Annotated in this window: 18 protein-coding genes and 1 other annotated feature; of the genes, 11 read left to right on the top strand and 7 right to left on the bottom strand. The window is 34.2% G+C overall.

The features are described 5' to 3' along the window. Positions 1-9 precede the first annotated feature (9 nt). The 4 genes from QTL86_RS13510 (at position 10) to serS (ending at position 7005) form a co-directional block, all read left to right on the top strand. The gene (locus QTL86_RS13510) at positions 10-1782 is read left to right on the top strand and encodes a S8 family peptidase (RefSeq protein WP_410495122.1); all 1773 of its coding nucleotides are present in this window, start codon (positions 10-12) and stop codon (positions 1780-1782) included. Between the two features lie 761 nt (positions 1783-2543). Beyond that, a complete protein-coding gene (locus tag QTL86_RS13505; protein WP_207669763.1) occupies positions 2544-3674 on the top strand; it encodes an alpha/beta hydrolase in 1131 nt (376 codons plus the stop codon). Between the two features lie 53 nt (positions 3675-3727). Beyond that, positions 3728-5251, top strand: a complete 1524-nt coding sequence (locus tag QTL86_RS13500; protein WP_410495121.1) for a methyl-accepting chemotaxis protein — start codon at positions 3728-3730, stop codon at positions 5249-5251. 133 nt (positions 5252-5384) lie between these two features. Next, positions 5385-5590 (top strand) — a binding site (T-box leader). A 131-nt stretch (positions 5591-5721) separates the two neighbouring features. Further along, complete coding sequence (serS, locus tag QTL86_RS13495; protein ID WP_127065756.1) at positions 5722-7005, top strand: serine--tRNA ligase; 1284 nt, start codon at positions 5722-5724, stop codon at positions 7003-7005. Between the two features lie 429 nt (positions 7006-7434). Here the strand turns inward: serS and QTL86_RS13490 are convergent, their stop codons facing one another. From QTL86_RS13490 to QTL86_RS13480, 3 genes are read right to left on the bottom strand one after another with little or no spacing between them, the layout of a single operon-like run. Next, the gene (locus QTL86_RS13490; protein WP_410495120.1) at positions 7435-8922 is read right to left on the bottom strand and encodes a reverse transcriptase domain-containing protein; all 1488 of its coding nucleotides are present in this window, start codon (positions 8920-8922) and stop codon (positions 7435-7437) included. Further along, positions 8919-10727 carry an SWIM zinc finger family protein gene (locus QTL86_RS13485; protein WP_127065758.1) on the bottom strand — a complete coding sequence of 603 codons (1809 nt, stop codon included), beginning with the start codon at positions 10725-10727 and terminating at the stop codon, positions 8919-8921. Before QTL86_RS13485 ends, QTL86_RS13490 begins: the two co-directional genes overlap by 4 nt. Next, entirely contained in the window at positions 10717-13677 is a 2961-nt protein-coding gene (locus QTL86_RS13480) for a hypothetical protein (protein WP_410495119.1), read from the bottom strand. The genes QTL86_RS13485 and QTL86_RS13480 overlap by 11 nt, the downstream gene beginning before the upstream one ends. A gap of 175 nt (positions 13678-13852) precedes the next feature. Between QTL86_RS13480 and QTL86_RS13475 the strand changes: the two genes are divergently transcribed. Together QTL86_RS13475 and QTL86_RS13470 are read left to right on the top strand one after the other, a co-directional pair. Further along, positions 13853-14308 (top strand): TM2 domain-containing protein, encoded by a 456-nt coding sequence (locus tag QTL86_RS13475; protein ID WP_243118651.1) that lies wholly within the window; start codon positions 13853-13855, stop codon positions 14306-14308. A gap of 240 nt (positions 14309-14548) precedes the next feature. Next, the gene (locus QTL86_RS13470; protein WP_410495118.1) at positions 14549-16255 is read left to right on the top strand and encodes an ammonium transporter; all 1707 of its coding nucleotides are present in this window, start codon (positions 14549-14551) and stop codon (positions 16253-16255) included. A 204-nt stretch (positions 16256-16459) separates the two neighbouring features. On the opposite strand, the gene QTL86_RS13465 is transcribed toward QTL86_RS13470, so the two are convergent. After that, positions 16460-17812 carry an S-layer homology domain-containing protein gene (locus QTL86_RS13465; protein WP_410495117.1) on the bottom strand — a complete coding sequence of 451 codons (1353 nt, stop codon included), beginning with the start codon at positions 17810-17812 and terminating at the stop codon, positions 16460-16462. 200 nt (positions 17813-18012) lie between these two features. On the opposite strand from QTL86_RS13465, the gene QTL86_RS13460 reads away from it, so the two are divergent. Next, positions 18013-18657 (top strand): TetR/AcrR family transcriptional regulator, encoded by a 645-nt coding sequence (locus tag QTL86_RS13460; RefSeq protein ID WP_127065762.1) that lies wholly within the window; start codon positions 18013-18015, stop codon positions 18655-18657. Between the two features lie 66 nt (positions 18658-18723). On the opposite strand, the gene menA is transcribed toward QTL86_RS13460, so the two are convergent. After that, on the bottom strand, positions 18724-19668 hold the full coding sequence (gene menA / locus QTL86_RS13455) for a 1,4-dihydroxy-2-naphthoate polyprenyltransferase (RefSeq protein WP_127065763.1): 945 nt from the start codon (positions 19666-19668) through the stop codon (positions 18724-18726). A gap of 186 nt (positions 19669-19854) precedes the next feature. Here menA and QTL86_RS13450 point away from each other — a divergent pair, with 186 nt between their 5' ends. After that, positions 19855-20562, top strand: coding sequence for a FadR/GntR family transcriptional regulator (locus QTL86_RS13450; protein WP_127065764.1), 708 nt, complete (start codon positions 19855-19857; stop codon positions 20560-20562). A 25-nt stretch (positions 20563-20587) separates the two neighbouring features. Next, a complete protein-coding gene (locus QTL86_RS13445; protein ID WP_127065765.1) occupies positions 20588-21580 on the top strand; it encodes a Gfo/Idh/MocA family protein in 993 nt (330 codons plus the stop codon). Between the two features lie 238 nt (positions 21581-21818). Here the strand turns inward: QTL86_RS13445 and QTL86_RS13440 are convergent, their stop codons facing one another. Then, positions 21819-22001, bottom strand: coding sequence for a heavy-metal-associated domain-containing protein (locus tag QTL86_RS13440; protein WP_410495116.1), 183 nt, complete (start codon positions 21999-22001; stop codon positions 21819-21821). Positions 22002-22223: 222 nt separating this feature from the next. Between QTL86_RS13440 and QTL86_RS13435 the strand changes: the two genes are divergently transcribed. Both QTL86_RS13435 and QTL86_RS13430 read left to right on the top strand, forming a co-directional pair. Next, positions 22224-22736 carry a sigma-70 family RNA polymerase sigma factor gene (locus tag QTL86_RS13435; RefSeq protein ID WP_127065767.1) on the top strand — a complete coding sequence of 171 codons (513 nt, stop codon included), beginning with the start codon at positions 22224-22226 and terminating at the stop codon, positions 22734-22736. Positions 22737-22741: 5 nt separating this feature from the next. Further along, a complete protein-coding gene (locus QTL86_RS13430) occupies positions 22742-23620 on the top strand; it encodes a hypothetical protein (protein ID WP_410495115.1) in 879 nt (292 codons plus the stop codon). Between the two features lie 106 nt (positions 23621-23726). Here the strand turns inward: QTL86_RS13430 and QTL86_RS13425 are convergent, their stop codons facing one another. Continuing rightward, entirely contained in the window at positions 23727-25295 is a 1569-nt protein-coding gene (locus tag QTL86_RS13425) for a hypothetical protein (protein ID WP_410495113.1), read from the bottom strand. Positions 25296-25306 lie beyond the last annotated feature (11 nt).

Below are 25306 nucleotides of genomic sequence, written 5' to 3'. Positions count from 1 at the left end.
AGGTAAGCAATGATTACAAATAAGATTAATGCCACATTACAATTGGCACTACGCTATGAAAGGTTGCTAACTAAAGATGTTAGAAGTTTATTTATGACAACAGAGAATGAAAGTATTTGGGAAGTCATCATGCAGTATGTAGGTAATATTAATCAAATACAGGAGAAATATGCATTTTCAGCATATAACCTACAAGGTGGATTTGCTCAGATTTTTATTAATAAGATGGAAATCCCTAATTTATCTAATCATCCACAAGTGGTATTCCTATCATTACCTACCATGTGTGAATACATTGATATCGGGTTAGGATCAGTATGTGCATCCAATGTAAGTAATCCAGGTGGAAATTTTACTGTGACAGGAGAAGGTGTTTTATTAGCAGTAATAGATTCTGGTATTGACTATAGTCATCCAGACTTTAGAAATATAGATGGTAGTACGCGTATTAAGTATTTATGGGATCAGACACTTTTGGGTACATCACCAGTAGGCTTTTCTAGTGGAGTAGAGTTTACAAGTGAGCAAATTAATGCGGCTTTAAGTCGGAACACGAAAGAAGAACAGCTTGCCATTGTTCCTAGCCAAGATATGATAGGACATGGTACAGCGATAACGGGTATTGCAGCAGGAAATGGGAGAGGTAGTACCGGTCGCATTAACAAGGGAATGGCACCAGAATGTGAATTGTTAATCGTTAAATTAGGAACAGTAACAAAGGAGCATCCACGAGATATAGAAGTCATGCAGGGACTTTACTATGTAGTTAGAAAAGCAAAAGAATTAGAAAAACCTGTCGTAATTTTACTAGGTATAGGAAATAATTTAACAGCACATGATGGAAGTGCACCTATAGAACTATATATTAATCAAGTATATAATATGTGGATGACTAATATTGTAGTAGGTGTGGGCAATCAAGGAAATAGAGGAAGTCATACATCAGGCAAGGTTGATATAGGAACATTTGAAGAGCAACAATTACTAATTGAAGGAAATATTGCAAATTATGCTTGCTGTATCTGGAGCAGGTTTACTGATGATATAAAGTTAACTATTCAAGCACCTAATGGTGAAAAAACGGAGGAACTGAATTTGTTAAATGCTAGTCGTGCTTATTTGTTTGATGAAACAGCTGTAATGATTAACTTTTCGGCTCCGCTCACTAATATAGATAAACAGTTAATTTATATTTTATTCCAAGGTCAAGGTGGTAGGAATATTAATAATGGAATTTGGAACTTAACTATATCAGGTGGGAATATTGTATTAGAGGGAAATTACCATATATGGGGAAGTATTGTAACAGAAACAGAAAATCAAACTCAATTTTTAAATGCAGATCTCAATCAAACTATAACAACACCAGCAACAGCAAATAAGATTACAAGTGTTGGAGCGTACAATAATTTTACAGTACAACCGGTTTCTTTTTCAGGAAGAGGACCTAGTGCAGATGGACGAGTGAAACCTGGGATTACTGCACCAGGAGTGAATATTACAGTACCAGCCTCAGAAAGTGAAAATCTATATACAACATTATCAGGTACTAGCGCAGCTTCAGCTTTTGTAGCAGGTGCTTATGTTTTAATGATGTCGTACGGTATTTATCAACTAGGAAATATTAATTTGTATGGAGATATCATTAGAATTTTTATGTTACGTACTGCAAGACGACCAAGTAGTCAGTCACCTTATCCTAACATTACTTGGGGGAATGGAATACTTTGTGTTGAGGCAGCGCTTACAAGTATGAAAGAAGTAGTTGAACAGCGAAGGTAGATAATGAATGAGAATAGGTTATATAGAAAATAAAATCAAAATTTAATAAAGTAGGTAGCTGGTAGGTAGTTGTTAAATATAATAAAGATATATAAGGTATTGCAAGAAGTGAAGGTGGATTATACAAACTGGTTGCTAGATGATAATACAATGATTACATTGAAATAATGTATATTTAATTCTAATATAAAAATAGCGTGTAACTTTTGAATTAGTAAGGTTACACGCTATTTTTATACTCTATATAATGTATATTTATCTATTTTTCTTATAAACTACTATAGAAAATAAAATATATATAATAAAGATGGGAAAATGAGATTAAATATACATAAGGTACATGGATAATAGTTTAGATAAAAATACAATAATTTGAGTATATAAAAATCCCCTAGCAACATGAAATTGATGTTGTTAGGGGATTTTAGATATATATAATAGTTCACAAGTAGTATACAAATCACAAATTTTAAATTTTAAGCCTTTGACTATCAATAGAATAAAAAAGTCCTAGGTTTCAGGGGGAGAAACCTAGGCTGAGGGGGGATTTAGCGATGTACCTCACACTTGGTACGATAGTATTATTGCCCGTGAATTTTATTTATATACATATTTTGAAAATAAAATATCATAATAAAAAAATAGTTAAAATTGGATTTAAAAATAAAATATGTAATTAATATATAGTCAACCTATAATATGGAACGAATGAAATGTCGATATAAAAGTTAGAAAATTTAAAAGATTCGAGGGTATTTGGGATGAAAAAAGAAAATAGATGGGGAATAAGTTGGATTATATATATTATAGGAATAATGATACTAGTGGCCTTGTCTAGCTATGCCATGTTAATCTGTGAAAATAATATAGGGGGTTGGATAGGGCTAGGTCTCATTATTATAGGCTCAATTATTATACGTAGCAAAGTAGCATGGAAAGGGATAAAGGGTTTTTTATTTTGGGTGTTAATCATTGTTCTTATAATTGTCGATTTCCAGTTAACAAAACAAGTAAGTTTATCAGGGGCACTTTTGAGAGAATTGGTAGCAGCAAAAAGTGCTGCTAATGCAAACTATATGAATGAAGCCGATTGGAGCGCACCAAGTGGTTATGTTGTAGAAAAAACGAATCTAGGAAGTTTGCCTATAGAAAAGCTTTCTAAAGAAGAGAGTAATAGTCAAAGAGTGATCTTGCAACTACACGGTGGTGCTTATGTTATGCCTTTAATTAATTCTTATCGAGATATAGCTATTAAATACTCACAAGCTAATGAAGATTGTGATGTAGTTACTATTGATTATAGAGTAGCACCTAAGGATATTTATCCAGCAGCACTCGAGGATGCAGTTGCAGCATATAAATGGTTAATGGAGCAAGGCTATAGTAATGAAAATATTATAATTACAGGTGATTCAGCAGGAGGTGGATTAGCATTAGCAACTACTCTTTATTTAAGAGACAATGAAGTACCTTTGCCTAAAGCAGTGATTGTGATGTCACCTTGGGCTAATCTAGAGAATACCTCACCTTCACGAACTGACAATTATGATAAAGATCCGTGTCTTGGACAAGGTTTACAAGGGATAGCCCTTCAAATTAGTAATCCTGATTATGTAGGGGAGCATGATATAAAGGATCCGTATATATCTCCTGTTTATGGTGATTATAAAGATTTTCCACCTTTACTTGTACAAGTAGGGACGCATGAAATACTTTATGATGATGCTATAGATGTAGCAAAAAAAGCAGAAGCAGCTGGAGTTAAGGTGCAAGAAACCACTTATAATGGAATGTTTCATGTTTTTCAAATGGCATGGCAAATAGTACCTGAAGGAAAGAAGGCATGGAATGAAGTACAAACATTTATAAAAGATGTTTATGCAGGACAATAAAATAGAAAAGAGTAAGAAAGATACTATAAATTGGATGAAAGGAAGAACATGAGATGGAGCAAATTAATGATAAAGTTAAGAAGGTAACATTATTATATAATGCAACGATGGATTATGCAGAAAGTAGAAAAAGTGTTAATAAAATAGTACTAGTTAATTTAGCCATATTAGAAGGATTAATTGCTTTTGGTGTGTTAGGAATCATAAAGGATATTAATCCTATATATACGACGTTAGTATGGGAATCAATTTTCTTAAGCATGAGTCTATCTATCTTCAAGTATAAGCAAAATCCGGAGAATCAATCTTTAAGGTGGATTAATTTCAGTAGTTTCTTTATTATGTATACGATCACCATGTTTACTTGTAACATGAAAATGCTTTATACATATATCATCCCTTTAATCGTTATTTATTATCTATACTATGATTATAAGCTGATTAAGATCATAGGAATCAGTACTATTTTATGTAATTTGATTTATGTGATAATTTCGGGAGTACTTCATCCTATTGTAGACCAAGCAAGTTTTAGAGATTTATTTATGCAGGTCATATCCATTAGTGCTGTTTGTATTACAGTTATGTTAGGTACCAAAATTGCTATACTTCTTAATGATAGTCAGACGTATCATATTCAAGAAGGTGCCGACAAACAGCAAGAATTATTAAAAGAAGTGTTAAAAACAGCGAGAGTATTAGATACAAATGCAAAGGATGTTTATGATATTGTTTCAGAACTAGAGTTATCTAGTGATATTATAAATAATGCAGTAAGTGATATTTCTAAAGGGGTTGTTAATACCGTAGGCAATATTCAAAGTCAAACAGAACTTACAAGTAAGATAGGGGATATGATTGAAGAAACCAAAACAGCCTCAGAATGTATGAGACAGATTTCAGAGGATACCATCGAGTCTATGAATAAAGGGGTAAACATAGTTGACGAGTTAGGGAGTCAAACAGACCTTTTAAATGAAAATAGTGATAATGTATATAAGTCAATGATTAATTTAAACGAAAAGGTAATAGAGATTCAACGTCTTACCAAAAATATAACGTCTATATCTGAACAAACTAATATTCTTTCTCTTAATGCAACTATTGAAAGTGCTCGTGTTGGAGAAGCTGGTAAAGGTTTTGCTGTAGTGGCTAATGAAGTAAGAAATCTAGCAACACAAAGTGGTGAATTAACAAGAAATATTACTCAGATTGTAAATGAGTTACAAGAGATGGCAAATGAGTCTGTGAAAATGATGATGAACTTTAGACAAACTAATGAAAAGCAGAATGAAAGTATTAAAGATACCGAAAAGATATTTAAAGAAACAATTGGAAATATGAGTCAGGTTAATGATAATATCAAGCTTGTATCTAATAAAGTAGAAGAGGTTTTTGAGTCTAACCAACAAATTGTTAATAGCATACATGAAATCTCGGCGGTTAGTGAAGAAACGATGGCAGGTGTAGAAGAAACAAATTTAACAACTGAGAAAAATAAAGCACGTACCAAGCAAACCAAAGCTATTGCTGAAGTATTATTAAGTACTTCTAATGAAATGAAAAAGTATCTATAAATGCAAAGCTCTAGTTTACTAATTCATTGTTAAAAAGTTTAGAAAGATCATAAGTGATGAATGCCTAGTAAAATCATAAATGACTATTGTAATCTTTGGTATTCTATTTTATAATAGATGCAAATCTTATAAAATAATAGCGATGATAAAAGAAAAGCTTAAGATGTATTTTTCAGAGAACTAGTGGTTGGTGAGAACTAGTAAATAGACTTTGGCGGTCCGCTTTTGGAGCTACTGGTGATGAATCAGAGGGAGCAGCCCTTTATAGCAGCGTTGGAGGTTAATAACTTCGGTTATTAATAAATGAAGGTGGCACCACGGGAGAGTCTCGTCCTTTTTATTCACAAAACGTTGAATAGAAGGACGTTTTTTATTGGGAAAAATTTCTATTTAGCGTATGGTTCTATAGTAGTCGGAGCCAGTTTTGTGAAGCGTAAGACTATATATTATACTTTCATGAGGTGAAGAAAATGTTAGATATCAAATTATTACGTGAAGACTTAGAAGGCGTTAAAGCAGCACTTGCTAAAAGAAGTGGTAACTACAATTTAGATGAATTTACAGAGTTAGATGTAAAAAGAAGAACCCTTCTTCAAGAAGTAGAAGCTCACAAAAGTAGACAAAATGCAGTATCTAAACAAATTCCAGCTATGAAAAAAGCAGGGGAGGATACAACTGCAATCTTTGCAGAAATGAAACAGCTTTCTGATGAAGTAAAAGTATTAGACGCAGAAGTAAAGGAAATTGATGAGAAAATCTCAAATATTGTTATGAGACTTCCAAACCTTCCTAATCCACTTGTGCCAGTTGGTAAAGATGATACAGAGAACTTTGAAATGCGTAAAATAGGAGAGCCAATAAACTTTGACTTTGAAATCAAAGCACACTGGGATCTTGGTGAAAACTTAGATATTCTTGACTTTGAAAAAGCAGCTAAAGTAACAGGTTCTCGTTTTGTATTTTATAAAGGGCTTGGTGCTAGACTTGAACGTGCGATTATGAACTTTATGCTTGATATGCATGTAGATAAGCATGGTTATACAGAAGTATTTCCACCACTTATGGTTAATCGTGCAAGTATGACAGGTACAGGTCAGCTTCCTAAGTTTGAAGAAGACGCTTTTAAAGTAGTAGATACAGATTACTTCCTTATTCCAACAGCTGAAGTACCAGTAACCAATATGTATAGAGATCAAATTTTAGATGGTAAAGACTTAGTGATTAAACACTGTGCGTACACACCTTGCTTTAGAGCAGAAGCTGGTTCAGCAGGTCGTGATACAAGAGGAATCATTCGTCAACACCAATTCAATAAAGTAGAAATGGTTAAATTCACAAAGCCAGAAGATTCTTATGATGAACTTGAAAAACTAACAAATGATGCTGAAGATATCTTAAAAACACTTGGTCTTCCATATAGAGTAGTTAGACTTTGTACAGGAGATTTAGGTTTTAGTTCAGCTATGACGTATGATATTGAAGTTTGGATGCCAAGCTATGGTCGTTATGTAGAGATTTCAAGCTGTTCTGACTTTGAAGATTTCCAAGCAAGAAGAGCTAATATCAAATTCAAAGATAACAAAGAAGATAAAGCAAGATTTGTTCATACTTTAAATGGTAGTGGTCTTGCAGTTGGACGTACTACAGCAGCAATCTTAGAGAACTTCCAACAAGCAGATGGTTCTGTTATTATTCCGGAAGCACTTCGTCCATATATGGGTGGGATAGAAAAGATTGAAGCCCCTCAAAAATAAAGTTAGGTAGTTAATGAAGGTTATAGTTCGAAAAATATTATAAAATTTTACAAAAAGAAGTGTCATACAACTTGTGGATGTGAGTTGTATGACACTTCTTTTTGTGCCGCTAGGCATTGATCTATAAATTTCTTGCTAACAAGCCAATGATTAGGTTATGACACTTCAGCGTAGCGCCACTACTGTCACATAACCGCAGGATAGGTTTTAAATGTGCACAGTAGTGGCAGCGTAGCGAATTGCGCAGAGCCTAGTGAAGTATGTAAGCTATATGACGCACCACGGCGAAACACCGTAGCATAAAGGCCAAGAAATTTATAGTACACAATTTGGATAGTAAAACTATAACATGAAAAGTGATGGAATTCAATAATAATTGTAAAAAGTGTATAATTATTTAACGTGTAATGTAAGAAAAATGATATAGTGTTAGAAATGAGCTATTACACTTAAACCAGCTTCAATAATAGTTTTGTAGCGTTCAGGATTGACACTTTTAAGCCAAGAGGTTTTACCTTGAATTTCTTGTGATAACGAAGTAGGAATAGGCTGACCTGTTTGGTTAAGGAGTTTGGCGTGATGAATGGCAGCACGAAGATTTTTGACCCACTTTTTAGGAACGCCTATTTCTTCATTATTAATAACGATGCCTGTTAAACATTGCCTGTTATGAGGACGAAGTATTTTCGTTTTTGAAGCTTTAATATGAAACCCTTCATCTTCTACAATGAGACTTACTAATCCTAGAAACTGCCCTAACTTAAGATTTTCCTCAGCTTCGTTATAGCTAAAGCTCATATCATCAGCATATCTAGAATAGGTCAGCTGATAGGTAGCTGATAGGCCCTTTAAACGATGGTCTAGATTTTTACAAATAATATTGGTAATCATAGGGCTTGCAGGAGAGCCTTGAGGAAGTATGCGAGGTGAAGTTTTTACATATTTAGTAGTTCCACTTACTTCAATAGTCATGCGCTCACAATAGGTGCAAAGCATAGCTAGTAAAGAAGCGATATAACCTGAGTAGCCAAAGCTTTTATACATACCTCTTACTCGCTCAAAGGTAAGGGTAGGAAAGAAGTTTTCTAGGTCCATGGTAATCAATAATGTAGGCGCTTTTATGTGGGCCTCGGCACTAGAAACAACAGAGCGATTTTTAATAAACCCATGAGCTTCTTCAGCAATAGGTAATTTTTCTAGTATTTCTACTAGAATTTTTCTTTGAACCTGTTTTAAAAGGGGCTTAGGGGCAGCTATTTGGCGAAATCCGCCTTTTTTCTTAGGTATTTCATAGCGATAGTAATGGTCAGAGGTGACCACATCACGATGATAAGTAAGGAATCTTAGCTCTGTATAGGTAAGTCCCAGAAAACTAGCTAGCTGATGATCTGTTTCGATAAGGGGGAGACCTAAACTTTCTAATTTGCTAGTATGGGTCAATTTGTCTTGCAGACCACTAGAGTAACCTTTACCGATAAAAACAATGTTTTCAGTTTTTGCTTTTTGCCAAGCGGCTGATTTTTCAGCTTGGGCTACTTCGCGTTCTTTTTTACGCTCAGCTCGTCTAGCTACTGACTCTGCCATAATAGTTTTGGCAATGTCTTGGCGGATTTTTTCATAATCCCAGGTGGCAGTATATTTCTTTTTTAATTCCTGAAGCTTAAGATTAATGGCCTCTTTTTCTCCATAAAGATTGGCCAGGTCATTACTAAGCTTGTCGTATTCTTTTAATAGTGCTTTTCGCTTTTCATAATCTTCTTTAGTTTCAGCTTTTTGCTTTTCATATGGTGTAGGTAAATTTTTAGGCCAAAAGCCGTATTCCTGCATTTTTAATAAAGTAAATTCCTTTTTACCTTTTTGACTTACTTCACTTCGATAACTTTGTCTTTGATTTTGTGAATGTGTTTGAACTATCATAATAACGTCTCCATAATATCATTTATTTTATAAACCTTATGATATTCTAAATCTAGCTTTAAAAATTTTGAGGACATCATATATAAAGCAAGAATATGAGCACAAGGCGCAGAGATATTTCTAGGACCTTTTTGGAAAGCTCTACAGTTGCAGTTTACCATGCAAATCTCACCATCATTATTAATAGAAAGAGTTGTATCCGTTAAATCAAATTCTCTTTCATAGTCAGGGGTATTTCTAAAATTCCAGCGGTGATATTTTTCATTAGGCATTTGAAGATGATGGGTAAAAGTAAAGATTTGTTCTGGATTAAGCTGAGCCGTAAAATAATCCATTCCTTCATTTAAATGATTTTGTACCTTTGTTTCAATAGGTGTTGTCTCATATAAGGCTAGAGGAATAGGTGTATTACAAAGCTGTCTAAAACGAATAAGACCATGGACTAAGTCAAAGTAGCCCTCACCACGTTTTAAGAGGCTACCAATGCCAGCTTTGCAAAGCGATTTAGAGTCTTCCGGAATCAAGTGATAGATTTGATCAAAGCTTAAGGCACGCTTTTCTTTTAAAAGCTTGTAGATTTTTGGATAATTACCTTCACCAATAAAACCTGCCATAACATTAAAGGCTGTCCCTTTGACCCAATCATTACTAGACCAAGAGGATAAACCGATTGTAAGTTTCATAGTACCTAAGTCAGCTGTAATAAACTGAGGCATACCAAAGCCCAGAAGTTTCACTTTAAAGCTTTTGGCTAAAGGAATTAATTTTTCGGCCACCAGAAAACGGCGTCTGCCCCAAATCTTTTCCTCGCGTTTTTTGCTTCCAGTATAATAGGTTTGTAAAGTAAGAACTGTTTTAAAAGGTTCAAAGACAATTTCAATAGGCTTATTAGGTGTTAGCACCCATTTCATATAACGAGGACTTTTATGAGCTTTATGTCTTTTCAAAAAGCTACAAATGTCATAAAAATCAATAGGTGATAAGTCTAGTTCTAAACCATCTAAGCTAGCAGCTGCAGAGACCTGATTAAAGCCTTTAATCCAAGTTTCAGGTAAGTCAATTTTCTTTTCTAAATGTTCAGGTAGGACACCGCTAGCTACAGTAAAGCCACCAGGATTAACAGAAAGAACTACATCATTATAGGTTCGAAAGCGTTCCATTTCCTGAGCAAGTTTGTAAGAAAAGTCAATATTGGTAGTGCCCAGCTTAGGAGGTGCTAAGAGTTCAAATTCCTCTTTGTCTATGGATAAGATACCATAAATAGATTCATCTAAAGAAAAAGCCTCGAAAGATACTTGATCTTCATGAACTGTAATAACAGGATCTAAAACAAACCAGAGGTCTAAATCCTTGTTTTTGATATATTGCCAAAAGCTACGTTCTAGCTTATAGTAGTCTTTCCAAGTATCAGAAGCATCAATTTCTTTCTTTAAAGCAGCTTTTACCTCTAGTAATTTAGCAATTTCATCATCTTTTGAACCAAGTGCTTCTATGGTTTCATCAATATCTTGAGAAAGAGAAGCTCTTAACTGAGGGGCATATTGGTCATGTAATACAACACGGCGTTCAATTTCTCTATCTAGCCAGTCAAAAAATTCTACACGCTCTTTTTTAGCGGGCCTTGCATCTGAAATAACAATTTGTCTAAGCATAAGCATAGCATCACGAAAAATGAGAGGGTGCTTTAAACGTCCTAAAAAGGAAACTTGCTCACTTCTTGAAAGATCAGGACTAAGGCCTAGAGTTGTTTGATTATTTTCTTGGGTGCAAAGAGAAGGACTTGCATAATCATAATTAACTTTCATAAGCTGAGAACTCCTTTCTGATTTGGGCGAGACTCATTAATGCACGCTCACTGTCTCGTTTAATATTTGAACCACCAATGGCTAAAAGTTCGGCTTCAACGACTTCCTTAAAACTAGGATTTTGTAAAACAAATGAAGGAAGCAGCTTGTAGATGATATCTTTACTTTTTGAAATCTTATTAGGTAGTAGCAAAAGGGTTTTTACATAATACATGAAGGTCTCAGCATTTTCTGTACTTAAGTCCTCTAGAATAGCATCTATTTTATGACTGATATAAGCTTTGACTTCACTACTAGGATGTTCTAAAAGCTGAAGGATAAAAGTCTTAGGAATAAAATCACCATACAGCTTATCTAAATTTAAAAGTCCATAGTTATAGACCTTAGGCAGAGGCGAATCAATGATAAGCTGATGTGCTAATACAGAAGCTTCTTGAGGCAAGGCTTCAAATACACTAGTAGCTAAATCATTAAGTACGACCACGTCAGACTCCAGCATAAGAAGTAAAAGCGTAGGTCTCTGCGGTAAGGTGCTTTGTAATTTTTCTAATAAAGTAAGTAAGGTTTTTATCATAGGGGGATTACCTTCTTCTAAAATGAGCTTGAATGCTGCATCAGAAGGTAAGGTTTGCTCCTTAATAGCGGTTAATAAAGCTAATAGATGCTTTTGACGCTGAGCTACAGGCAAGGCAGTTTCTAGATTTCCGTCACCTTTAAGAAGTACTTCTAAGGTATCTTCATTAAAGGAGAAAAGGAGGCATTCAAAATAATTTAAGAAGCTAGAAGAAAGCTTTGGTACCTGACTAAGTATATTTCTTATATGCATCATAACATAGCTGGCTTTTTCGAAAGATAAGCTTTCTAGCTTGTGAGCTGATAGCATAAGGAGTTCTTCAAGTTCGCTTGTAAGCTTTGGGGTTTCGTCTTTAAAAGTAATGAGTTTTTCGGTTAAAGCGACGATGAAATCTGCATACTGATTCATATCTAATGCCATTAGCTCACCTTGAAGGGTCTCTAACCAGCCATCAGCGTGTTCTAATAAAATACATTCTGTTAGCAAAAGAGGAGAGAAAGAGCCGTTAATTTGTGATATATATTGAAGTGCAAGCGCTTTGATTTTTTCGTTAGATGTATCCATTAAAGCTAGCAGCAACTTTGGTTCACAAGTGGTACAAGCATTAAGTCTTTCATTTAAATACTGCATAAATAATTCTGCCAAAGGTAAAAAAGCTGACTGGCTAAGAAGAATAAGCTGCTGATGAGAAAGAGTGGTTACTAGCTCAGTTGTAGTAGGAGATTCTTTTATGATGTAGTAACAGGCTTTCTGAATAGAAGGAATTTGTGCATGACTAGCAATGTAAAGGACATCTTCTAAGTGTTGATCCCATAGCTCCTTCATCATTTCATAACGTCCATTTAGTTTCATCAGCTGATCTTCACTAAACCAACTATATCTATTGCGCCAATTGGTAGGTGGCTTTTCAGTGAAGTCATGATAAAGGTAACGGCGAATAAAATAGTTAAACTGAAAATTACCAGGGAATCTACAAAGATAATCATCACAGGTATAGCTAGGCAGTAAGGATTTCATAGCAGCTATAAATAAGTCAGGTTGGTTTTTAGCATAATCATCTATGGTGCGCCTTACACTTCCAATAAGATAGTTATAAGCTTTTGTTTTACCTGAGCCTTTAAAGTAATATCTAAGTCTAGGTGAATCTAGGTAATAGGCTAATTTCCCAACTACATCAGCTAAGTCATAGGAAATGGCTTCTTGAAGTGTATTTTTAAAAGCTAAAATATTAAGATCATAGCCATCGGTATAAGGGCCTACTTTATAAAAGGCGGGATAAGTCCTTTTAATAGAGGTACGAAGCTCCCGGTCATATGTCCAGTAATCTTTCTTAAAAACACCTTGATTAGCAAATGTATGATATTGAGCACCAGAGAAATGTTTACCTTCAGCAACTGGTTTGCCTTGAATATTGATTAAATGCAAATCTGCATCAGGCAGCATCTTATAAATAGTTTGGAGGCGTGCTTGTTTTGACTTAGGATCTAATGTGTGAACATAAATATTAGCACAACGCAAAACACCTTGACTGTAGCTTATACTTTCAAAGTTAATAGGATTTTTAAGAAGTTCCTTGGTTTCTTCTATTAAGATAGGATTTTTACGTTTTGCAAGTTCTAGGCAAAGTCCTGAAATAAGCTCGGAGCTCCCAATTTTAAATAGCAATTGTAAAAGCTCAGCAGGTGGATTTTGATCAAGCAACGCATTTAAATATTTTTTTCTCATATACAAAAGCGGATGGGAAAGGATTTTGGACATCTCAGAATAATATTTAAAGGTATCACCTGAAAGTTTTAGAAAATCATTAGGGTGCTTAGCTAAGGTGAAATTAGAAAATACTAACCCTTGTTTTTCTAACTGCACCACATAGTATTCATAAGGTGGTGGATTAAAGTAAGTGAAAGTTGTAGGAGCCTCTAGTGGCTTAAAACTTTCTACAAGGCTATTAGCATCTGTATGGTAACGCCAGTCATAAGATACACCTTTTTTATAATACATTTTTTTCTGCTCATCCTCAGTAAGTATTTTTAAAGCCTCAAAGCTAGGTAAGTGACCTTCATGGCCTTTAAAAATAGCATAGTGAGTATAAGTCACTTGTTCATCTAGAAAAGAGGATTGAGTCGGGATAATAGCCTTAGGTGGATCAGGGTTCTGAGTGGCAGAGGAGCTAAATAAAGATTTGAATAAAGAACCGAGGAATCCTGTTTTGTCGGAGGAGATGGTAGAAGTAGCCGCAGGTGAGCTAGTAGTTTCATACTGATGTTCCCCATAGAGCACTAAGAAGCTAGGATTATGATTATTATCCCAACCCCATAGAATCAGGTTTCTAATGGGAAGATAAGGTTTATTCCATTGTTTACGATTTGGATTTGACATAATAATAACCTACCTTGTATGAGTAATTTGTAAAAGATTATTTAGAATATTTTAACATATGTATAGAGGATATACAATTTTTAAAACTAGAATAATAGTGGTACTAACATTGAAAAGATAAAACCAATCATGGTAAAATGAAAGTAATATGAGATAGGAAAAGAGAGGAAAACCTATGAAATGTAAAAATTGTGGGCAAGAGCTAGGGGAACGAGTAAAGGTTTGTCCTATATGCCAAGCAGAACAAGGAATAAATGAAGTAAGCAATAGGTCACAAGAACAAATGCAAGAGGACTTAATGAATGAGCAAGAAGGAATTAATAAAATATTCCAGCAAGATTATTTAAACAAAGTAAGCCTTCAAAATGAAATGAGTGGTCATGAAAAGGAAGTTTTAGAGGAAGAAGTTTATGAACATCAAAAGTCTAGATTAATCGCTGGGTTACTTCAACTTTTTTTAGGTGGATTTGGAGTGGGAAGATTTTATTTGGGTTACACAGGGGTAGCAGTAGGCCAGTTATGTACCCTACCTTTGTTTGGAATCGGATATATTTGGGGATTTATTGATGGTATTTTAATTTTATGTGGGCAACTAGATTTAGATGCAGATGGGGTGCCACTAAAAGGTTAGAGATTAAACAAATAGTAAATTGAGATATGAATCTTTACGAAATCTTAACACAAATTAGCACATAAAAGTGCTATGCTAATAGTTAATAGCAAAGGCGCTATAGATGAAAATCTATAGCGCCTTTTTTATTTTTTAAGCAGCTGAAAATAGACTAGAAAGTAACAAGCTTTGACTTACTAGAAGACCGCGAAGTAGTGACGGTGATGATTAATAAGAAAATAGATTCGATATAAGGGGGAAATGAGTATGTATTCATCAGTAAGTGTCATTTGGGTATTAGTAGCAGCAGCGTTAGTATTTTTTATGCAAGCAGGATTCGCTATGGTTGAAACAGGTTTTACTAGAGCCAAAAATGCAGGAAATATTATTATGAAGAACTTAATGGACTTTGCCATTGGTACACCTATTTATTGGCTATTTGGTTTTGGATTAATGTTTGCCGGAAGTAGTGCCCTTGTGGGGGGAATTGACCTATTTAGTATGGGGGATTATGCTTCGGTTCTACCAGAAGGTATCCCTAAGTATGTATTTTTTATTTTCCAAACCGTTTTTTGTGCCACAGCAGCAACGATTGTATCTGGTGCCATGGCAGAGAGAACGAAATTTATTTCATACTGTATTTACAGTGCAGTCATTAGTGCAGTTATTTATCCTATATCTGGTCATTGGATTTGGGGTGGAGGTTGGCTTTTACAATTAGGTTTCCATGATTTTGCTGGGTCTACAGCAGTTCATATGGTGGGAGGTGTTGCAGCACTTGTTGGTGCTAAGATATTAGGACCACGAATTGGTAAGTACGCTAAAGATGGTACAGCTAAGGCAATACCAGGGCATAGTATTACCCTTGGGGCATTAGGAGTTTTCATTCTTTGGTTCTGCTGGTTTGGATTTAATGGTGGGTCTACGGTGAGTGCAGAAGGTGATGAAGCACTTATGGCTATGGGATCTATTTTTACAACTACTAACTTAGCAGCAGCAGTAGCAACAGTAACAACTATGATTATTACTTGGATTCGTTATAAAAAACCGGATGTATCCATGACATTAAATGGTTCTTTAGCAGGACTTGTAGCTATTACAGCAGGATGTGATGTGGTAGATCCTATGGGGGCATTCTTTATTGGTATTATTGCAGGCTTTGTCGTAATTTTTGGTATTGAGTTTATTGATAAGGTATTAAAGATTGATGATCCTGTTGGTGCCATTGGGGTTCATGGCTGTTGTGGAGCAGTAGGAACTATTTTGACAGGGCTTTTCTCTACTTCAGAAGGACTTTTTTACGGACATGGCATTAAATTTTTAGGTATTCAAATATTAGGAGTTGTATCAGTCTTTTTCTGGGTAGCAATTACCATGACAATTGTGTTTTTGGTTTTAAAACACACAGTTGGTTTAAGAGTAACACCAGCAGAAGAAATAAGTGGTCTAGATTTACCAGAACATGGTCTAGTTAGTGCTTATGCAGATTTTTATACTATGAATGGGGGGGCTATGGGAGAAGTTGCTACAACAAAGGATAAAGCGAAAGTTAGTCCAGAGGTGGCTGTTCCTGTAGAGCGTGCATTAAAACCTACAGAAGTAGGTTCTGATGTAAAAATGACTCAAATTAGAATAATAACTAAAGAAAGTCAATTTGAAGCTTTAAAAGCAGCCATGAATACTATTGGTATAACAGGAATGACAGTTAATCATGTATTAGGATGTGGTATGCAAAAAGGTGCTACTGAATATTATCGTGGTGTACCTTTGGAACTTAACTTACTTCCTAAAATCCAAGTAGACATTGTAGTATGTAAAATTCCAGTAAGTACAGTGGTTGAAGAAGCTAAACGGGTACTATACACAGGACATATTGGAGATGGTAAGATTTTTGTTTATGATGTAGAAAATGTTATCAAGGTTCGTACAGGTGAAGAAGGATATGAGGCCCTCCAAGATGTACAATAAATAGACAATAAAGTAAAAAGCTGTAGGCACTAACAATGTCTACAGTTTTTTTATTCTATTTAGCTAGAGATGATTATACGATTAAGAGGACAGTGCCAATCACTTTTCTTTTATACGATAACATATTAATTTTTATATTAATGAATAGCACATGTCGTTATGAGGTAAGACTGAATAGTTATCATGGTTTCTAACTAGTTGCTATTAAGATACTGGCAAACCATAGGAATCATAGCGCTTAATAATATCATTAACCTTTGAAACAATACATAGGGCGTTTTCATAAGATAAAGGTTCGTTAGGACCAAAATAACCATTTTCATTAATACTCATAATACCTATATCTACACAAAATTGAATAGCTTTTGCATAGGAATCAGTGGTTTGGTCTAGATCAACAATAGTTTTTGAAGGTAAGATATTAGCTAAATCTAATTGGCTTAAAAATTGATAAAGGACTTTGGCGGCTTCACCCCTGGTAGTTTTAAGGTTTTCTTTGTAAATAGAAGAACCATTAAACTGAATTATATTTTCTAAAAGTGAATTGTAGCTTGTAGGGGTAGCACTCTTGAGTAAAGTCACAAATTCACGTTTTGTAATAGGAGAGAGGTAGTTATGAGTGGTATTAGTAATCCAACCTTCTTGTAATGCCTGAGTTACATAGGGCTTTGCCCAGTTAGAATACGTATGGTTAGTAAGATAGTCGAAGCCCTTTACATGAGTAGATAAAGTAAAGTTACTAGCACCATACTCAAAGAGTTTATTCATATCTTCAAACTGATTAGGCGCATCGGTTCTCATAACCACACCAATGAGTTCAATATTATCATAAACGGCCTTTGCCACTAAAGTACGCCCTGCAGGTGTATGATAGCCAGTCTTTGAAGCCACTACATGAGGATTATAATAAGGGCTATTTTTATCTAATAAAGCAGAGGTATGTGTAAGGGGAATAACCACATCACTATTAGCTACTTTAAAATTATAGCTGCTTGTTCCAGCAATTTTAGTTAAAATAGGGTCATCAAAAGCTGCCTTAGCAATTTGGGATAAATCATAAGGTGTCGTATAGTGATCAGGATCGTGATAGCCATGAGGGTTAATAAAATGGGAGAATAGAGCATTACTGTCAATAGCTAACCCATTCATTCGCTTAGCAAAAGCAGAGATATTCCCCTTATCTGCTAAAGCAAGGTCATAACAAACATAATTATCTGAAGCCATAAGTACAGCATATAAACCATCTAAAACAGTATATTGATCACCTACCTTTAAACCAATTTGACTACTATCAGCAGGAACCTCATCTGCAGCAGTTTGTGTTTTAGTAATAATCATATCTGTAGGTAAATCCTGAAGTACTGCAAGAGCAGTGAGAATTTTAGTGGTACTAGCAGGATAAAAGGTTTGATACATATTTTTAGAATAAATAATAGTATTGGTTTTAGGTTCTATAAGAATTGCACCATCGGCACTAATATCAGGTAGAGCTGATGCAAATAATGAATTCGAAAAAATAATAAAGCAAAGTAAAAAAGATAAATATTTTTTTTGCATTTAGGGCCCCTTTCAAAAAAATAACCATAAATCTTCTAACATTATATACTAATAGAATGTAAACATCAAACTTTATAAAAGAAAACTAAAAAATGATATTATTTTTAATAATTTTTTTTGTAAAAATGTATAAGAACCTCAAAATGGACCATACTTTAGAAGAATATAAAATGTAAAATTTGAGAGGAGATATATTTATTATGATGTATCAATCATTAGAGAATTTTTCACTAAGGAAAATTAACTATGTTAAAACTAGAACCACTATATTAAAAACAGCAGCTAACCTTTTGAAACAAAAGGAGTTTACTGAGATTACAGTTGATGAGATTTGTCAAAAGGCACAGATTTCAAGAGGTACATTCTTTAATTACTTTTCAACGAAAGAGCATATTTTTCACTACTTCATTAGAATTTTTACAGTTAAAATTGCACTTCGTATGAAGCAGTGGAAAGAGGATATGGCTTTTGAAGACAAGCTAAAAGAAGTTTACCAGTGGTTTTTAGAAGAAAAGCAATATACTAAGTTCACTAGCAGCTATATTAACTTCTTATTAACCGTAGGTGAAGAAGCTAATGAAATGAAACTTATTGATGCTGAGTTTGTTTATTTTTTTAATGGCATCAAGGAAGAAGAGTACCCTTATTATAATGAATTAACCTTAGGCAAGCTTTTTGAAGAAATGTGTGAAAAAGCTAAGGCTGGAGGTGAAATTACCTTACCTGGTACTAAGAAAGAGCTAAGTGCATTAGTGATAGGTGTTATTACAGGCACTTATTTAAGTGATCACGTTGCACCTGATAAAGAGCATTTATCTATCATGAATCGTATTTGGAAACTTTAAAAAAGCGCTGCAATGGCAGCGCTTTAATTATTTTAGTTCATTCTTTAGAAACAATTTAGTTTTTCATTAGAAAATAATACCTAATATAAGCGTAATGATATACGAGCTACTAAGTAGTAAGAAGTTCTTTATAGCGAAGACAAAAGTATCTCCTTTAGTTTGCAATTCTTTAAACAGGGCAATATTTTTACGAATTGGAACAAGTGTAATTAAAGTAAATAAGCAAAACCAAGGAAGGTAACCTAATACAGCACTAATGATAATCGCAACATAACTTAAATAATAAAGGGCTTCCCATAAAATAAGTCCAGCTTTTTTCCCTATATAAATAGGTAAAGTGTAACGCTTATTAATAAGGTCTTCTGCCATATCACAAAGATTATTAGCAAGCATAATATTTGCGATACAGTTAATAAAGGGAAGGCAAACTAAAAAGATGCCTATAAGTGCTTTAATATTTAGTACTAAAAGAAGTTGCCATTCATCAAAACTAAAGTTTACAATACCTTGATTAAAGACCTGAATATAAATAGCAATAAAGGGGAGAATTAATCCCATAGTAAATCCAGAAAAAATTTCGCCGAAGGGAGTTCTAGAAATCGGCAAAGGTCCGAAGGTATATAAAATCCCAATAGCAAAACAAAGGATACCAAGACCTAGTACGATGATATTTGTACGGAAAACTAAATAAAATCCTAAGCCTGTAGATACCATTAACATTACATAAATAAGAAAGCGTACTAGTTTGGGGCTAAGTCCATATGCCCCCATGGCATTATGTATCTCATAACCATACCCATCTTTCTGAAGCGCTTTAGTATAATCAATATAGTTATTAATAGCAGTAGTAGTCATATCAAAGATTAACATGCTCAAAAACATGATAATGGTATTAGTAAAATTAAACTCACCAAAGGCATAAAAGGCATAAAGCGTGCCAAATAAAAAAGGAATAACACTGGCTACCTTGGTAGGTAATTCAACTAATTTAAGAAAAGCTGAAATTGTCATAAAAACCTCCTAATGTTAGATGAATAGCAACTAATAGTATATAGGATGCATATTATTTTAACAAGATAGGGTATTAAGGGACTTATAATGAAAAGAATAATTAAAAGTTGACATAAAATACATGAGTGTTTTAAAATTGGTTATACCAATTTAAGTTTGGTCATACCAATTACAAAGGAGTTGTAGATGGAGGCAAAAGTAAGTCCAAGAGAAGTGGCAGTGAATTATATTCTAGAAAAGATTAAGCAAAAGGAGTTTAGCGAGGGAGACAAGCTTACTAATGAAAGAGCACTTGCTGAAGAATTAGGAATAAGTAGAGTCTCACTACGTGAAGCTATTTGTATATTAGGGACAATGGGAATACTAGAGACAAGACAGGGAGGAGGGACTTATGTTTGTGGCTATAAACCACATATGATAGGTAATATCATACAAACATATGGCCTTTTTGACCGCTCTCTTATTGAAGAGGTGTTTGAAGCAAGAAGCCTTATTGAAGCAGATGCAGCAAAATTAGCAGCACTTAATAGGACAGAGGAAGACCTGCTTCATTTAGAAAAATCACTGATTAATCACGAGATGACCCTTGCTTTATTTGAACAAAAGAAGGTGGATGAAAAAGAAATGATGAGGTGTGATGGGGAAGTACATTTGGGCATTGCAGCTGCTTCACATAATAATTTTATAGTACAGATGATTGAAACGCTACGTTATGTCACAGCAAAGCAAGATTATTTTAGTAAAGAAAATACAATTAATCATAATCACTTTAAAGAATCAGCCATTATGCATAGAAAAATATTTAATGCAATAGAAAACAAGGAAGTTGATAAAGCACATCAACTGATGCAAGAACACATTTCACAAGTACGTTCTGCAATTAAAAATAGTTAGCATAAGATTATAAGGAGAAAAAGAAATGAATCAAGATAAAAGAGCATTTAACTGGGCTATTTTAGGAACAGGTGTTGTGGCTAATGAAATGGCAGAGGCCTTAACGAATGCAGGAAAGAAAATTTATGCAGTAGGAAATCGTACACATTCAAAGGCAATTGAATTTGCAAATAAGTATCATATAAATAAGGTATATGATGACTTCCACGAGATGTTTACAGATCCTAAAGTAGATATTATTTATATTACGACTCCACATAATACACATATTGATTTCCTTATGGTAGCGTTGGCACATGGAAAGCATGTACTTTGTGAAAAATCTATTACTTTAAATAGTGAAGAGCTAGAACGTGCAAAGGCTTTGGCTGAGGAAAAGAGGGTTGTTTTAGCTGAGGCAATGACCATCTACCACATGCCACTTTATAAAAAGCTTAGAGCAATGGTTGCATCAGGTGTGCTTGGTGAAGTGAGAATGATTCAGCTTAACTTCGGAAGCTATAAAGAATATGATATGAATAATCGTTTCTTTAACATGTCTCTTGCTGGTGGTGCACTACTAGATATTGGAGTTTATGCCATTACCTTGGCAAGGTGTTTTATGATCTCTAAACCGAACAAGATAGCATCTCAGGTGAAATATGCACCAAGTGGAGCAGATGAACAATCAGGTATTTTGATGATGAATGATGAAGGTGAAATGGCAGTACTTGCCTTAACACTACATTCAAAGCAACCTAAACGTGCCATGATATCTTGTGATAAAGCTTATATTGAAATTATGGAATATCCAAGAGCAGCAGAAGCAACCATTACTTACACAGCTACAGGAGAAAAAGAAGTGATTCAATTGGGAGAAGGTTCTAAAGCATTACAATATGAAATGGAGGATATGGAAAGGGCTGTTGGCGGAGAACAAGATGAGATGATGTTACCTTATACGACAGATGTTATGGAGATTATGACAGCTATTAGAAAAGAGTGGGGGATGTATTATGAGGGCGAGAAAGAAAAATAATAATCTCAAAAATAGGCATATTGGGGGTGATAAGAAGCATTAAAAGAATAAATGAAAGCGTTTAAAGAAGCGGTTGTCGCAAAATATATAAATGCCCAGCAAAAATGAATAATAGTTTATTTATATCAAAAGGACCTATGAAACTAGTGTAAACCTCTAGATTCATAGGTCTTTTATTCATTAGATTTTATAAATATTAATTATACCATAACCCCTGCTTTAATATGAAATAAATGAGTTATTGGATGGAAAAGCCAGTAGATTCAATACAATGTTTTATTTCATTTTCAGAAGTAGCTTCATTATAGCCAACCTCAATAGAACCGCGTCCTAAGTCCACATTAATCATTTGAACGCCATCTAATTTACCTAATGCGTTTTTAAGACTAGTTTTTGAAGTGGAATTTTGTAAACCTGACACAGAACAATGTACTTTATTCATAATGTACTCCTTTCAAAGTAATAGATTAATATTCTAAAATAGTATGTCCCTCGTATCGTAAGTTTAGTATGAAAATGAATTGTAAATATAAAAATTAAAAACAAGGGCAGATAAAAATTGATACATGAACGATGAAACTATTACGCATACTAGAGTATCTAATAATAGGGGAAAGGAATACCTAATAGTGAGGTGAGAAAGATGGAGGATGAGCTACTGATACAAAGAGCAAAGAGAGGCTGTAATGAAAGCTTTGAAAAGCTTATTAAAGACAGGGGAGAAAAGATGTATAAACTTGCGTATAGCTATGTAAAAAATGAAACCATAGCGCTAGAGGTAGTTTCAGAAGCAACATTTAAAAGTTACATCCATATCCATAAAGTAAGAGAAATACAATACTTTGATACATGGCTTTGCAAAATTGTAATTAATGAAGCTTTAACAAGGATTAAGAAAGAGAAAAAACTTATTTCTCTAGAAAGCCAGCATGAACAGATAGAACCAACCACACATAAAGGTTTAGAGGAAAAAGTAGATTTATATGATGCCTTAGAATACTTAAAAGAAGAAGAAAAGGAAATAATTACTATGAAATATTTTGGAGACGTGACCTTTACCCATATTGGACAGGCTTTAAATAAGTCAGAAGGTACAGTTAAAACCATACATTATAGAGCACTGAAAAAAATAAAGAAAATTTTAGAGGGAGGCTAAAATAGATGGATTTAAAAGATTATGATTATATTTCTGTTCCGAAAGAATTAAATGCAGCTATTGAAAAGGGGATTAATAGAGGGATTACTTATAAAAAGGATAAACAAGGACATAAAAAATGGAGGCTAGTGGTGGCAACTATTATAATTGTAGGAGGACTAACTACTACTGTAGCCAATGTTCCTATTTTAGCTAAAGAGCTTGTTAAAATTCCTGTAGTAGGAGAACTTATTAAAATCTTAAATTTCACAGGCAGCATCGCAGAAGGTGGGGTTAGAAATGATGGTTTATATATTAATGTAGATAGTTATGAAGAGGAGAGCATTGATCTTTACTTTACCAGAAACAATAATCTTGAATCAGATGTACCAGTTTATGAATTTACGTATCATCAGTATCCCTACGAACTTGAAATGAAATTACAAGGAGTAAGAGGCTTTGACATTCAAGCGGTAAAAGCAAAGCTGGAACAGCTACCTTTAGTAAAAGATGTGTATAATATTATTACCTTAGATGATTCGAGTTATCATATTGTGGTTGCTTTTAAGGAAAATGTGGCTGTACAAATGGAGGAGTATAAGAATCCCGGAAGACTTCATATTACAATGACTAGAGAAGAAGTTAGAGAAAATACAACACCCCGATATTTTGTGCAAAGTGAAACTTATGCTAATAATGAAGCAATGGCCTTATCTAGTGAGAGTTTATCAGCAGATTACCCGCATCATATTCAAAAAACAGACCAAGGGAACTTTGTTTTAGAATTGGGACCTTATGAAACAAAGGAAGAAGCTTTAACTTGGTTAAAGGCATTAGAAGAAAATCAAGAAATCGCAGTTAAATGGCATATTGCCAAACGAAAAATAGGTCAAAGTCCAAAGTAAGTAGTTAGTACCAGAAGAATTAACAAATACAAAAAAATCAACCACCAGTTTAAATGATGGTTGATTTTTTAGGTTGCTGGCAAAGAAATTGCCAATAAGTTGTATTTTAGTATAAGTCGATACCACCTAAGATGATGGAACCAGATGAGCTAATACCTTTTAAAGTAATGGACTCAATACCCCTAAAATCTAGATTGCTAAAGTTTGAAAGTGGAATGATTTGTGTGCTTAATGGTGTATAATATTTAGCCTTCCAATAAGGGCTGAAATCATCCATGCCTTCAAATACGTTGACGATAGGCGTAGCAATATATCTTAAAGCGGAATCTTTAAGTGCATCAAGCTTATAGCTTGCCTTATGCCCATTCATATCTAATAATTCAATTTCAAAAGCAATAGGCGTACTATCATCATTAAGTAGGACAGTCGGGTTATTTGCCATATATAAAGAAAGATAGTTAAAACTGGTAAAATCCATATTTTTCATAGGAAAGGTAAGCTCTAGCGCATTGTCTTGCCAAGAAATACGATAAAGCGGCATATTTTCACTTAAAGCATAGGGATGATTAAAGGGTGCAATTGTATCTTCTGTTGGCACAATACTCATCTCTGCATACTCTACTAATAAGTTCGGCCTATTTTCCTTTAAAGCTGCAAGGTTTTTGTTAGGAGTAACAAGTTTTTTCTCTTCTGGTAAACGAATAGAAGGCATAAAGTCCACAGGATATCTAGGAGGAGCTACATTACCTAGTGTTTCAATTAAATCTGTAGTAGTCATATTAAAATTAAAATGGTTTAGAAAATCTGTAGCGTATTGCTTAAGAAAATCTTGTTGCTCAGTAGGTGTGATATAGGTGACATTTTCATAAGTGAAAAGAACATCTCTGCCTGCTAATTCAGTATTAAATTGACTATGATCACCACCATATAGGAAAGCAGAAGTTATAGGCGTTTTACGATTAGAATCTAAAAGATAAACATAGTTAAAGACTTCAACTCCATTTAAAGTCGCTACATCACCGTCGTATTGAGGAAGGATAATACCAGTTGGTATATCTGTATAAGCTTCTTCGAGTGGAGAATTGAAGGGTGGTGCCACTAAAAGAACAGATTGTACAGAAGAGTTACCTTGCTCCTTTAAAGTTTTAGTAAGATGTAAACTATTGTCACCACCTCGAGAGTGACCAATAAAATTGATTTGATCTAAGTTAGCTTTTCCTGTTAGGTCATATGAAAAGATTTTTTCTCCACTATTAGCTTTTTCTAAGAGTGAGTAATAGTCCTTAAATATATTATAAGCACGGTCTGATTCAATACCCTCTATAGGTTCCAAGCTATAAGCCCTATTCATATTAATAGAAATAGCTAAATAGCCATTTTCAGCTAGATGACGAACAAGATATTCAAAACCTTTGTAGTATCTAGTTTCAGTAACATCTTCTACAGGATGTGCGCCATGTAAAATAAATACAACAGGGTTAGTATCTCCTTTAGGAATACCAAGAAGGCCGTCTAGAGGATAGGAAATCTCAGTATCTTGTTCAAATGTGGAGCTTTCGCCTAATTGGAAGTCGAGAAGTGTGACACCTTCTGGCTTTGGAAGTGCTTTATTGCAGCCAAAAAGTAAGTTACAAATCAGTGCAATCATAATAAGATAAGTGAGTGTTTTTTTCATAGAAAGCTACC

It is taken from the genome of Cellulosilyticum sp. ST5 (assembly GCF_046529625.1).
Lineage (GTDB): Bacteria > Bacillota > Clostridia > Lachnospirales > Cellulosilyticaceae > Cellulosilyticum > Cellulosilyticum lentocellum.
The sequence above is the reverse complement of the archived record's forward strand: the minus strand, read 5'-3'. Positions and strand labels throughout refer to the sequence as shown.